Genomic DNA, 14058 nt, shown 5'->3' on the forward strand with positions numbered 1-14058 from the left:
TTTTAATATACTATGACAGCCGCTGCTATCGAAAAAGAAAACAAGGAGATTGCCAAGCAATACAAAGAATTGCTTCGCATCAGCTATCAGACCTTGACCGATGAGGACAAGAAACTGATACGCTCCGCTTTTGACGTGGCCGTGGATGCACATAAGGACCAACGGAGGAAATCGGGCGAAGCGTATATCTTCCACCCTATTGCTGTAGCCAAGATCGTTGCTTCCAAAATTGGGTTGGATGCGGTCTCCATAGCCGCGGCCCTTTTACATGATGTGGTCGAAGATACTCCCTATACCCTGGCCGATATTGAACGAATGTTCGGGGAAACCGTGGCCCGGATCGTGGACGGACTTACCAAGATCGCCCACCTTAAAAAGGACATGGACATCAGTCAACAGGCAGAGAACTTTAGAAAAATGCTGTTGACGCTGCACGATGATGTAAGGGTAATCATCATTAAAATTGCGGACCGTTACCACAATATGCTCACCATGGATTCCATGCCGGAGCACAAACAGGTAAAAATCGCATCCGAAACCCTATACATCTACGCCCCTTTGGCGCATAGGATAGGACTTTACAACATCAAGACGCATCTTGAGGACCTTGCCTTGAAATACACCGAACCTGAGGTATACAAGGATATTCAGGCCAAAATTGAAGATACGGAAGAAGAGAATTTGGCATACATCGAAGCCTTTTCTGATGTAATCCGAAATTCTTTGGACAAGGAAGGTCTCAACTATTACATCAAAGGTCGGATGAAGTCCATCTTCTCCATCCGAAGGAAGATGAAGGCCCAGAATGTTTCCTTTGACGAGGTATACGATAAGTTTGCCATTCGGATCATTTATAAATCCGATAGGAAGAACGAAAAATTCCTGGCTTGGAAGATATACTCCATTGTCACAGATCACTTCACCCCCAACCCTGTGCGATTGCGCGATTGGATTACCTCTCCGAAATCCACAGGATACGAGGCCCTTCACATTACAGTGATGGGACCCAAAGGCAAATGGGTAGAAGTGCAGATCCGCAGTGAGCGTATGCACGAGATTGCAGAAAAAGGATATGCTGCACACTTCAAGTACAAACATGGCGCTCAAAAGGAACAAGGTATTGAAGAATGGCTCAACAAATTGCAAGAAGCGTTGGAAAGTGCCAATGGCAATGCAGTTGACTTTGTGGAAGAATTCAAACTGAACCTGTACGCCAAAGAAATCTTTGTTTTCACACCAAAAGGAGATTTAAAATCCATGCCCAAAGGAGCCACGGCCCTAGATTTTGCCTTCAACATCCATACGGAAGTTGGTATGAAAACCCGTGGGGCCAAGGTCAATGGAAAATTGGTACCCCTAGGCACGCAATTGCGCAGTGGGGACCAAGTAGAGATCATGACTTCTGAAACGGCCAAGCCCAGCCAAAGCTGGTTGGACTATGCCAATACGGCCAGAGCTAGGTCCAAGATCAAATCCTCTTTGATGGAGGAGAAGAAAGAAGTGGCCGAGGAAGGTAAAGAGATTCTCCGAAGAAAGCTGAAATCGCAAAAGATCACGCTGAACGAGGATACCGTGAACAAACTGGTGAACTATTTTAAACTGAAGACCAGTTTAGACTTGTTCTACCGTGTCGGTATCGGTGTCATCGACAACGATAAGCTCAAGGATTTTGCTTCTTCCTACCACAATGCCTTTATCAATTTCTTCAAGAACAGGATCCGCAAAACCCCGGTTCCCAAGGATATTGACAAAGATGAAATCACCACCAAGTACGACATGCTCGTTTTTGGTAAAGAGGAAGAGCGCCTCAACTATAAATTGTCCCAGTGCTGCAATCCCATCCCAGGGGACGATGTTTTTGGTTTTGTAAGTGTGAACGATGGCATCAAGGTGCACAAGAAAAACTGCCCCAATGCCATTTCATTGCAATCCAATTATGCGTATAGGATCATCAGTGCCAAATGGATAGATTCCACCCAAGAAGAGTTTTCGGTGGATATCGAGATTACGGGCATCGACAACCTTGGGTTGGTGAAGGACATTACCAAAATCATCTCTGAAAACATGCACGTGAACATGCGCAACCTCAACTTTTCGGCAGATGGTGGAACGTTTAAAGGAAAAATCACTTTGGTAGTAAAAAACAACTCCATCCTTAAAAAGCTTATGGACAATTTAAAGCAGGTTGAAGGGATCGACAAAGTGACCAGAATTTAATTTTTAGCTGTACCTTTGTGCATTAGCTTAGGTAGAAAGCCATGGATAACAACAAAAATCAGGAAATTGTAAAAAATGTGTTCACCGCATTCCTCGAGGAAAAGGGACACCGCAAGACCCCTGAACGCTACGCTATTTTACAGGAAATTTACGAAAGTGACGACCATTTTGACGTGGAATCCCTCTACATCAAAATGAAGACCAAAAACTACAGGGTAAGCCGTGCCACCCTCTACAATACCATCGAGTTGTTGTTGGAGTGCAAATTGGTCCGAAAGCACCAGTTTGGTAAAAACCAGGCACAATACGAGAAATCCTATTTTGACCGTCAGCACGACCATGTCATCCTTACCGACACCGGTGAAGTAGTGGAGTTTTGTGATCCACGCATCCAATCCATCAAAAAAACGATTGAGGAGGTTTTTGATATCAAGATCAACAACCACTCCTTATATTTCTACGGAACCCGAAACAAAAAAGAAGAAAACCTAACCGAATAACCCACACATTTCATGGTAGATTTATTGCTTGGACTCCAATGGGGAGACGAAGGAAAAGGAAAAATTGTTGATGTACTGACCAAGGAATACGATATCATCGCCAGGTTTCAAGGAGGCCCAAATGCCGGGCATACTTTGGAATTTGATGGTATCAAACATGTACTGCATACCATTCCCTCTGGGATTTTCCATAAAAATGCCATCAATATTGTGGGTAATGGCGTGGTCATTGATCCCGTCATCTTTAAAAAGGAATTGGACAACCTTGGGAAATTCAATATCGATTTTGTATCCAAACTCCTTATCTCCCGAAAGGCCCATTTGATCCTTCCTACGCACCGATTGTTGGATGCCGCTTCGGAAGCTTCCAAGGGGAAGGCCAAGATCGGTTCCACGTTAAAAGGAATCGGCCCGACCTATATGGACAAGACAGGCCGTAACGGTATGCGTGTGGGCGATCTTGAATTTGACGACTGGAAAACGAAATACCGTGCCCTTGCCGATAAGCACGAGGCCATGATCGACTTTTACGATGTGGAGATCGAATACAATCTGGCCGAACTGGAAGCAGAGTTCTGTATTGGGGTCGAAGCTTTGAAGAAATTGACCTTTATCGATAGCGAAGAATATATTTTCAAGGCACAAGCAGAAGGCAAGAAAATATTGGCCGAAGGTGCCCAAGGTTCTTTACTCGATATCGATTTTGGCACTTATCCCTATGTTACCTCTTCCAATACCACCGCAGCGGGTGCCTGTACCGGTTTGGGCGTGGCCCCCAACAAAATTGAACGTGTTTTGGGTATTTTCAAGGCATATACCACCCGTGTGGGCAGTGGACCCTTCCCTACCGAGCTTTTTGATGAGGACGGTGCCACCATGGGTCGTGTAGGAAACGAATTCGGGGCGACCACGGGAAGACCCAGACGTTGTGGTTGGTTAGATCTGGTTGCATTAAAATATGCCGTACAGATCAATGGTGTTACTGAACTGATGATGATGAAGGCAGACGTGCTGAGCGGGTTCAAGACCATAAAAGTTTGTACTGCCTATGACTATAAGGGTGAAAAAATACAACACTTGCCCTATAATATTGAAAGTGAGTACGTAACACCGGTATACACCGAGATGAAAGGCTGGGCCAAGGATCTCACAAAGCTGACCAAGGCCGAAGAGCTACCCCCGGCCCTTAACGATTATATCTCCTTTTTGGAAGAGCAGTTACAGGTACCCATCAAAATAGTTTCCGTGGGTCCCGACAGACTCCAAACTATCCATAGGTAAACTTCAGTTATTGCTCATTTTTCAGTACCTTTAAGGGTAATTCGATACGGCTTTTTCAAACCGTACCACACATAAGAAATTATCCAAAAGCTACTAAAATGAACAAACTGCTGACCCTCCTTTTTTTGGTCGGGACATTGCTTTCCTGTACCGAAAAACCAGCTACTCTAACTGTATCATCGCCCAGCGGGAACAATTCCATAGATTTTCAGGTTACGGACGATGGTGCTCCAATTTATTTGGTGAACCATAAAGACAAAGTGGTCATTGACACTTCTTCCATGGGATTTGATTTTAAAGACCAAGAATCCATCAAAAATCATCTCAAGATCATTGGTAGTAGCACAAATACTGTAAACGAGACATGGGAAATGCCTTGGGGTGAACAAAAGGATGTGGTCAATCATTACAACGAGTTGAAGGTAGAACTGGAAGAGACCCAAGCACCGAACCGAAAAATCAACGTGTATTTCAGGGCCTATGATGACGGTGTCGGGTTCCGATATGAGTTTTTGCCACAACAAGGCATCGATAGCATCATCATTATGGATGAAAATACCGAGTTTCAACTGACGGAAGACTACACCTCGTTTTGGATACCCGGGGATTGGGATATTTATGAACATCTGTACAACACCTCCAAAGTTTCGGAAATCGATGCCATAGCCAAAAGGAACAATGCCGACCTGGCCCAGAGCAATATTCCTGAAAATGCCGTGAACACTCCGGTGACCATGCGTTCGGATTCAGGGCTACACCTTAGTTTCCATGAGGCCAACCTCACCGATTATGCGGGCATGACCCTAAAAGTGGACAATGAAACCTTGAAGCTGACCAGTGAATTGGTAGGTTCGGACCGTTTGGGATATAAAGTAAAGCGCGCCCTGCCCTTTAAAACACCATGGCGGACCATCCAGATTGCGGACAAGGCCACGGAGCTTATCGACTCCAAGCTCATCGTCAATTTGAACGAACCCAACAAAATTGGCGATGTGAGCTGGTTCAAACCGAAAAAATATGTAGGCATTTGGTGGGAAATGCACATTGGTAAATCAACATGGGATTATGCCGCTTCACAAGACATGAATTCCTTTACCACCGATGCCAAACCACATGGAAAACATGGGGCTACCACGGAAAACACCAAACATTATATCGACTTTGCGGCCAAAAACAACATTACTGGCGTACTGGTAGAAGGTTGGAACACCGGATGGGAGCATTGGATAGGTTTTGAGGACCGTGAGGGCGTCTTTGATTTTATCACTCCCTACCCCGATTATGACTTGGAAGAGGTGACCCGCTATGGAAAGGAAAAGGGAGTGGAACTGATCATGCACCACGAAACTTCCGCAGCCCCCCGCACCTATGAACAACAATTGGACACCGCGTATCAACTCATGCACAAATTGGGCATCCATTCCGTGAAAACCGGCTATGTGGGCAAAATTATTCCGAAAGGCGAATACCACCATGGACAATGGATGGTGAACCATTATAGAAAAGTGGTGGAAACGGGAGCCAAATACCAAGTGGCCGTGAACGCCCACGAACCCATAAAGGCAACTGGCCTCCGACGTACTTACCCCAACGTAATTGCTCGGGAAGGGCTTCGTGGACAGGAGTTCAATGCTTGGGCCTCGGACGGTGGTAATCCCCCGGAACATTTACCCATTGTAGCTTTTACTAGAATGTTGGCCGGTCCCATTGACTTTACCCCTGGTGTGTTCGACATTGCCCTGCCCACCAAACCCAACAATCAGATCAACACCACCTTGGCACAACAATTGGCCTTGTACGTGGTCATTTACAGCCCCATTCAAATGGCATGCGACCTCCCCGAAAATTATGAGAACCAGCCCGCCTTCCAATTTATTAGAGATGTGGGTGTGGATTGGGACAAAACGGTGGTATTGAATGGTGAGGTAGGAGATTTTGTGACCATTGCCCGTAAAGAAAGGGAAACGGGCAACTGGTTCGTAGGTGGCATTACCGACGAAAATGCCAGGGACATCGATATTGATTTCGACTTTTTGGATGATGGAGTCGACTATGAAGCAATCATCTATAAAGATGCTGCAGATGCAAATTATAAGGAGAACCCCACAGCAATATCCATTGAAAACATTGATGTGAAAAAGGGATCCACTTTGTCGGTTCATTTAGTAGAAGGGGGTGGTTTTGCTATCAGTTTGATAAAGAAAAACAAATCCTAGACACTTATACAGTGACCTAGGTCACTGTTCAAAAATGGGGGTATCCTTAACTTTGAATCAAATTAAAAAACGTATTTCAATAACATCAAAATAAACAACAATACAAATGTCAAATCATCTCAACAAAATAGGTCTAGATAAAAAAGCATCCCAAGAATTATCTGAAAAACTGAACGAGTTGTTGGCCAACTATCAGATTTTCTACATGAATGCCCGTGGATTCCATTGGAACATCAAAGGAGAAAAGTTTTTTGAACTTCATTTAAAGTTTGAGGAACTGTACAACGATTCCTTGATCAAAATTGACGAAATAGCAGAACGTATTTTAACCTTGGGATCCACTCCTTTGCACACCTATGGCGACTATTCGTCTTTTTCTAAAATAAAGGCTGCTAAAAATATTTCGAACGGCAAGGAAGCCATTCAGAAAATACTGGAAGGCTATGAGGTATTGCTTCCTTTGGAGCGTGAGCTTCTGGAAATGTCCGGTGATTCCAATGATGAAGGTACCAATGCCCTAATGAGCGATTATATCAGGGAACAGGAAAAATTGATTTGGATGTATTCGGCCTATCTGAACCAATAGACCAAAATAGTACAGTTTCCCTGCAATTCACAAACCTTTCTAAAGGATTGATGCCACTTTGCCCAAAAACCCTACTTTTGGGCAAAATTCCATGGATTTGAAAAGAATTTCTTTTTTGATACTGGTCCTTTCCTTTGTAGGAGCCATGGCCCAGCAAAAAGAACCAAAAACCGAAGGTAGGCAGATCAACATTGTCTATGGGGCCAATTTTACCAAGGATGAGGCCCAGTTCCCAGGTGCTTCCATATTTAGTCGGGATGATGAACGACAGGTACAGTTTGAACATCAAGGCGCCGACCTTTGGTGCGATATTGCCATTTTCTATACGGAAGAGAATAAACTAAAAGCTATTGGGAACATCCGAATGCAACAGGGCGATTCCATAGAAATGAACAGTGGCAAGATGGATTATGACGGTAACACCAAACTGGCCAAGGCTTGGGAAAAAGTGGATTTGACCAACGGGCAGATGACATTGACCACCGACACCCTGTACTTTGATCGAGAAAACCAGAAAGCCTACTACAATTCGGGTGGAAAAGTGGTGGATTCTGCCAATGTGCTGACAAGTAAAATCGGCACCTATTTTATGACACCAAAAAAGTACCAGTTTCAAAGGCAGGTACATATCGACAACCCGGATTATATTATTGATTCCGAGCAGTTGGATTATTATACCACCTCCAAAAATGCATACATGTACGGTCCGTCGACCATAACGGGAGAAGAATACAAAATCTATTGTGAGCGGGGCTTTTACGACACCAAGATCGAACAGGGATACGGCATCAAAAACACCCGTATCGACTACGACAACAAGATTATTGAAGGAGATAGCCTCTATTTTGACAAGGTCACGGAGTTTGCTTCGGCCACCAACAATATCAAGATAACGGATACCATAAACAATGGCGTAATCAAGGCCCATTATGCCGAGGTACATAAGGCCAAGGATTCTGTTTTTGCCACCAAAAGGGCCGTCTCCATCAGTCTGGTACAAAAAGATTCCCTTTATATGCATGGGGACACCCTAATGGTCACCGGCAAGGAGGAACACAGGATATTGAGGGCCTTCAGGAATGCCAAATTCTACAAGACCGATCTGAGCGGAAAATGTGATTCCATCCATTTTGATGAATCCACAGGTATTACCCAATTGATCAAGAACCCCATCCTCTGGAACGTGGACAACCAGATCACAGGGGACAGCATCCACCTGATTTCTGATATGGAAACCGAAAAACTGGACTCCTTAAAGGTCATCGAGAACGCATTCATCATTTCCCTCGATACCATTAGTGGTACAGGGTACAATCAAGCCAAAGGAAAGAACCTCTTTGGCAAGTTCATTGAAAATGAGCTAAAAATCATTGATCTGGTCAGTAATACCGAAGTCATCTATTACGTGTACAATGACGACGAGGAGTTGATCGGCATAGACAAGACCATTTGCAGTAAAATCCGGCTGTTGATGGCCAATAACGATATTGAGGACATTACCTTCTTCGTAAATCCGGATGGCGATATTTTCCCTGAAACGGATTTGCCCGTGGAGAGCAGAAAACTGAAAGGTTTTGTATGGCGTGGCGATGAACGGATCATGTCCAAGGATGAAATATTTGACGAGGATGACAACAACATCGAATTGGTCAAAATCCGGGGAATCGATAATCCCATCGATATTGATGCAGAGGAAGAAGAACGTCAAAACAACGAGAACGACCCCGTAAATGCCAAGGCAAATACAAAGGCCGTAAGACCCAAGCAGCCAACGGTCAAAAAAAAGGCGCAGACCCCATAAATGCAGAAAGAAGATTTTTTCACATACCAGGCACAGACTTCTTCACATCCCTTGGGCTTAGAGGTTTCCCGAGCCAGAGGAAGTTATATCTATGACCAAGATGGCAATGCCCATTTGGATTTTGTGGCCGGGGTATCCGCATGTGGACTGGGCCATTGCCATCCTAGGGTGGCAGAAGCCATCAAAAGACAAGTGGACCAATACATGCATGTGATGGTCTATGGGGAATATGTGCAGCAACCCGCTGTAGAGTTTGCCAAATTATTGGCTTCCCACCTTCCAAAAAAATTGGAGACCACCTATTTGGTCAATTCGGGTACTGAAGCCATGGAAGGGGCCTTAAAATTGGCCAGAAGGCATACGGGAAGATCTCAGATCATTGCGGCAAACCGAGCGTATCATGGCAACACCACCGGTAGTTTAAGTTTGATGGGGTTTGAAGAACGAAAAAGTGCCTTTAGGCCGTTGATACCGGATATTCGGTTTATCGACTTCAACTCCGAGCAAGATCTGGAAAAGATTACAGAAAAGACTGCTGGCGTTGTTTTGGAGACAATTCAAGGGGGTGCGGGATTCATCCTTCCACAAAATGGCTATCTGGAAAAGGTAAGAAAACGTTGTGACGATGTTGGTGCCCTGCTGATCTTGGACGAAATCCAGCCAGGCTTTGGCAGAACGGGCAAACTTTTTGCTTTTCAACATTTCAATTGCGTGCCTGATATTTTGGTCATCGGTAAAGGTATGGCGTCTGGATTACCTGTTGGCGCATTCGTGGCCAGCAAGGAAATGATGGCCGACCTGCAGGACCATCCCAAATTCGGACATATCACTACTTTTGGGGGAAATCCTGTCATAGCAGCTGCCAGTTTGGCAACTTTACGTGAGATTACCGAAACGGAGCTCATTCCACAGACCCTAGAGAAAGAAAAACTGTTTCGGAAGCTTTTGGTACATCCTTTGATTAAAGAGATTAGAGGCAAAGGATTAATGCTCGCTCCCATCATGGAAAGCAAGGAAGTGGCCGATTATTTGGTCCTTGAAGCGGCTAAAAATGGACTGATTCTGTTTTGGTTGTTATTTGAGACGAGAGCAGTACGAATATCGCCTCCATTAACGATTTCCATGAAAGAAATTGAGGAGGGTTGCGACAAAATACTAGCCATTTTAAACAGCTATAAACCCGACGCTGTTAACTAATTTGTTGATAACATACCCAAATTTTGGACTTAATAAGGTAGGCAAAGGGTTAATTTTAAGTCCATAGTTAAACCAAAAACGTTCCTATGGCGTTAGATTCTAACGAATATCCTGACAAATCCATTAGCAAATTCGAGTCCATGCTGAAGACGGATGACGTCTATTTCTTCGACGCGGAGGACTTTGAAGAGATTATTCATCACTACCTCAACAACGGTAAAATCTCCTTGGGAAAAAAGGCCATTCAAATTGGTTTGGAACAACACCCAAATTCCCTTGAACTTAAACTATTGCAGGTAGAGGTATTGGCCTTTGAGGACAAATTCGATGCTGCCGAAAAGTTATTGGACGAAATCCAAAACATCGATGCCCACAATGAAGAAATCTACATTCAAAGGGCAAACATCCAATCCAAACAGGACAACCACCAAGAAGCTGTAAACTTGCTCTTGGAGGCTTTGCATTTGACCGAAGATACGTTCGATATCCATTCCCTTTTGGGCATGGAATATCTGTTCATGGACGATTACGAAAGGGCCAAGACCAGCTTTATGAAATGTGTGGAGTTTGATGACAGTGATTATTCTTCGTTGTACAATGTGGTTTATTGCTTTGAGTTCCTTGAGGATTTTGATGGGGCCATCCATTACCTGAACGATTATTTGGAAAGAAACCCTTATTCCGAAGTGGCTTGGCATCAATTGGGGAAAATGTACTATGCCATGGACATGTACCCAGAGGCGCTCACTGCGTTTGATTTCGCTGTAATTTCCGATGATACCTTCATCGGGGCATACTTCGAAAAAGGCAAAGTATTGGAAAAATTGGGTCGCTATAACGAGGCCATTGAAAATTACGAATCCACCATTTCTATAGAAGACCCCACCTCCCATGCATTTCTAAGATTGGGGAAATGCCATGAGAAACTGGGCAACTATGATTTGGCCAAATACTATTACTACCATACAGTGCACGAAGATCCTCTATTGGACAAGGGATGGTTGGCCATTACCGATTTCCATTTTAGGCAAAAGAATTATGAAAAGGCATTGTATTACATCAACAAGGCCATAAATATTGACGGAGAAAACCCATTGTATTGGAAAAAAGCCGCCAAAATATATTTTGCCATGGACAATTTGGATGAGGCCGATTTTGCCTATAAACAAGCTGTGGACCTAGGCAACTATGAATTGGAAACCTGGAAGAATTGGTCGGAAGTCCTGAAGAGGATCGGTGATTTTGACTCATCCATACAGGTTTTGCTCCAAGGGCTGGAATTTTATCCCGACAGTGCCGTGCTCACCTATAAATTGGCAGGTATCCACCTCAAGAACAACGACATTGCCGAAGCAAAAAAAGCCTTGTCCGACGCCATGGAAATGGATATGGACAAATTGCAGTTGTTCGATGAAGAATTTCCAGAATTCAGCGAAGTAAAATGGGTAAAGGCATTGGTTTCCAAAATCAAGAAAACCGCCAAATAGGGCAGCCCATTTGTTTATCTTTGCCGCATGAAATCACGCCGTTTACTGGATTATATTTTCGTTACCCTTAAGGGTATGGCCATGGGTGCCGCTGATGTGGTCCCAGGAGTTTCCGGAGGTACCATTGCGTTCATCTCAGGAATTTATGAAGAGTTGATCACCTCCATCAACAACATTAATCTCTCATTGTTTACCATTCTCCGTAAAGAAGGCATTAAAGCTGCTTGGAACCAGATCAATGGTAACTTTTTGATTTCTCTTTTTGTTGGCATATTCATCAGTGTGCTCTCCTTGGCAAAATTTTTGAGTTGGCTTTTGGAAAACGAGCCTGTCCTGCTTTGGTCCTTTTTCTTTGGTTTGGTAGTGGCCAGTATTTTCTTCGTGGGAAAGGAAATCACCAAGTGGAACCCAGGAACCGTAATCGTTTTGATCCTCGGGGCCCTGTTGGCCTTTTTTATCACGGAACTGCCCGTAAGTGAGAATTCCGGTAGCCTCCCCTATCTGTTCATGTCAGGTGCCCTGGCCATTTGCGCCATGATCCTACCTGGCATCTCAGGAGCCTTCATTTTGGTACTTTTGGGCTCTTACAAAACCATTCTGGATGCTGTCCACGAAAGAGACATCAAGATTGTAGCAACGGTTGGCCTCGGAGCGGTTGTTGGACTGTTGAGCTTTGCCAGATTGCTGAAATGGATGTTCAACCATTATAAAAATATCACCTTGGCTTTGCTGACCGGCTTCATTTTGGGTTCCCTCAACAAAATATGGCCTTGGAAAAAAGTTTTGGAAACCAAAGTTTTTGGTGAAAAAGTTGTGGTGGTGGACGACATGAACGTATGGCCCGGTGCTTTTGAGGGGGACAACAAATTAATGCTCGCCATTATCCTAGCCATCATAGGTTTTTCACTTATTTTTATCCTGGAAAAGGCAGCTTCCAAAAAATAGGATAAACATAAGTGCCCATGCATCAACCTAGAACATTTCTGGACAATTTCTTTTTGGTCATCAAAGGGCTTTGTATGGGCGCGGCGAATAAAGTTCCCGGGGTTTCAGGTGGTATTGTGGCCTTTGTGGGCGGTTTTTACGAAGAGTTTATCTATTCCTTGCAAAAACTCAACTCCAAAGCCCTCAAATTGTTGTTCAACGGGCGTTTCAAGAGTTTTTATCAATACACCAACGCCCAGTTTTTGGCCCTCTTGATCTTTGGAATGCTGGTAAGCTATTTTAGCGTCTCCAGGATTTTGGATTATTTTTTGGACCGGAACGAGACTTTGGTTTGGGCCACTTTCTTCGGTATGGTAGTGGGGTCCATTTACCATATCGGAAAAGATTTTGAGCCTTGGAACCAACGGACCATCCCTGCCGGTATTCTTGGACTGATCATCGGGATATCCATCAGTTTTTTGAACCCTGCAAAGGAAAACGATAATTTGTTGTTCATCTTTTTCTGTGGGATCATCAGTGTCTCGGGAATGACACTCCCCGGGCTTTCCGGGTCGTTCATTTTGATTCTCCTTGGAAACTATGTGTTGCTTCTAGTAGATTCGGTCAACGCCCTTTATGATACCTTCTCCGATATTTTTTCAGGGGATTTTGGTTTTTTCAAGGACACCGAACGCATGCAGACCCTAAAGATTTTGGCCATTTTTACCCTGGGTTCCGCAACAGGTTTGGTCACCTTTTCGCATTTGCTCAGTTATGTACTCAAGCATTTCAAGGCCACAACCACGTCCGTGATCCTTGGTTTTATAACCGGGTCGTTGGGGGTGCTATGGCCCTGGAAACGAACCATTTTTAAAACGGACGGCACTGGTATCCCTTTGTTGGATTCCAATGGCGACAAAATTATACTCAACTACCAAAGGTACCTTCCCCATATAGGGGATGGCGAAACTTGGTGGGCCATACTTTTCATTTTCCTTGGAATTTTGGTATTATTGGTATTGGATTGGTATGGAAACAACAGAAAAGAAAACAAACAGGTTCGGGCTACTCGGTAGGAACATTTCCTATTCCTTTTCGCAAGGCTATTTCACCCAGAAATTCAAGGATTTGGGACTGAACGGATACAGTTACGAAAATTTCGATATCCAAAGGATAGAAGAATTGGAATCAGTGCTTTCCCAAAGTCACATCAAAGGCTTGAACGTGACCATTCCCTACAAAGAAGAAGTGATTCCCTTTTTGGATGAATTGGATGCCAAGGCAGGAAAAATAGGGGCCGTGAACACCATCAAGATTACTGAAAAAGGACTAAAAGGTTTTAACACCGATGCCTACGGTTTTCAGAAATCATTGGAGCCTTTTTTAAAATCCCACCACACCAAGGCATTGATCTTGGGTACTGGTGGTGCCTCCAAAGCCGTCCGGTTTGTACTGGATGAATTGGGCATAGCCAACACCTATGTTTCCCGACACAAAAAAGCAAGCCAGTTTTCCTATGATGAACTGGACAGGGAAGTCATTGAGGGCCACACCTTGATCATCAACTGCACCCCCTTGGGCACCTATCCCAACATTGCCGAAAAACCCAATATTCCCTATCAATTTCTCAACAAGGACCATTTGCTCTACGACTTGATCTACAACCCTGAAAAAACCACTTTTTTGGCCTTGGGCGAGGCAAGTGGGGCCAGCATTTGTAATGGGCTTCAAATGTTGAAGCTACAAGCCGAAAAAGCTTGGGAAATCTGGAACACTCCCTAAAAAAGTACGATCGATAAAAGGATTGGGCCAATCCGTACATCAAAAATCATAGGCAAAAGAAGAATCG

Annotated in this window: 11 protein-coding genes; all 11 read left to right on the forward strand. The window is 44.2% G+C overall.

Annotated features, from left to right (window positions below; translation table 11 throughout):
- Positions 1-12: 12 nt before the first annotated feature.
- The 11 genes from D2U88_RS11710 (at position 13) to D2U88_RS11760 (ending at position 13991) form a co-directional block, all read left to right on the forward strand.
- Positions 13-2217 carry a RelA/SpoT family protein gene (locus tag D2U88_RS11710; RefSeq protein ID WP_119640752.1) on the forward strand — a complete coding sequence of 735 codons (2205 nt, stop codon included), beginning with the start codon at positions 13-15 and terminating at the stop codon, positions 2215-2217.
- 41 nt (positions 2218-2258) lie between these two features.
- Positions 2259-2717 (forward strand): Fur family transcriptional regulator, encoded by a 459-nt coding sequence (locus D2U88_RS11715; RefSeq protein WP_119640753.1) that lies wholly within the window; start codon positions 2259-2261, stop codon positions 2715-2717.
- A 12-nt stretch (positions 2718-2729) separates the two neighbouring features.
- A complete protein-coding gene (locus D2U88_RS11720; protein WP_119640754.1) occupies positions 2730-3998 on the forward strand; it encodes an adenylosuccinate synthase in 1269 nt (422 codons plus the stop codon).
- A gap of 98 nt (positions 3999-4096) precedes the next feature.
- The gene (locus D2U88_RS11725; protein WP_119640755.1) at positions 4097-6214 is read left to right on the forward strand and encodes a glycoside hydrolase family 97 protein; all 2118 of its coding nucleotides are present in this window, start codon (positions 4097-4099) and stop codon (positions 6212-6214) included.
- Positions 6215-6320: 106 nt separating this feature from the next.
- Positions 6321-6800, forward strand: coding sequence for a Dps family protein (locus D2U88_RS11730; protein WP_119640756.1), 480 nt, complete (start codon positions 6321-6323; stop codon positions 6798-6800).
- A gap of 91 nt (positions 6801-6891) precedes the next feature.
- Complete coding sequence (locus D2U88_RS11735) at positions 6892-8601, forward strand: OstA-like protein (RefSeq protein WP_119640757.1); 1710 nt, start codon at positions 6892-6894, stop codon at positions 8599-8601.
- Positions 8602-9798 (forward strand): aspartate aminotransferase family protein, encoded by a 1197-nt coding sequence (locus D2U88_RS11740; protein ID WP_119640758.1) that lies wholly within the window; start codon positions 8602-8604, stop codon positions 9796-9798.
- A gap of 86 nt (positions 9799-9884) precedes the next feature.
- On the forward strand, positions 9885-11285 hold the full coding sequence (locus tag D2U88_RS11745; protein WP_119640759.1) for a tetratricopeptide repeat protein: 1401 nt from the start codon (positions 9885-9887) through the stop codon (positions 11283-11285).
- Between the two features lie 27 nt (positions 11286-11312).
- Positions 11313-12230, forward strand: a complete 918-nt coding sequence (locus D2U88_RS11750; RefSeq protein ID WP_119640760.1) for a polyprenyl-phosphate transporter — start codon at positions 11313-11315, stop codon at positions 12228-12230.
- Positions 12231-12247: 17 nt separating this feature from the next.
- Positions 12248-13285, forward strand: coding sequence for a DUF368 domain-containing protein (locus tag D2U88_RS11755; RefSeq protein ID WP_119640761.1), 1038 nt, complete (start codon positions 12248-12250; stop codon positions 13283-13285).
- Positions 13239-13991: a shikimate dehydrogenase family protein gene (locus D2U88_RS11760; protein ID WP_119640762.1), complete on the forward strand. Its 753-nt coding sequence runs from the start codon at positions 13239-13241 to the stop codon at positions 13989-13991. The genes D2U88_RS11755 and D2U88_RS11760 overlap by 47 nt, the downstream gene beginning before the upstream one ends.
- Positions 13992-14058: the final 67 nt, after the last annotated feature.

Origin of the sequence: Flagellimonas aequoris (assembly GCF_003584165.1) — a bacterium.
Classification (GTDB): Bacteria; Bacteroidota; Bacteroidia; order Flavobacteriales; family Flavobacteriaceae; genus Flagellimonas; species Flagellimonas aequoris.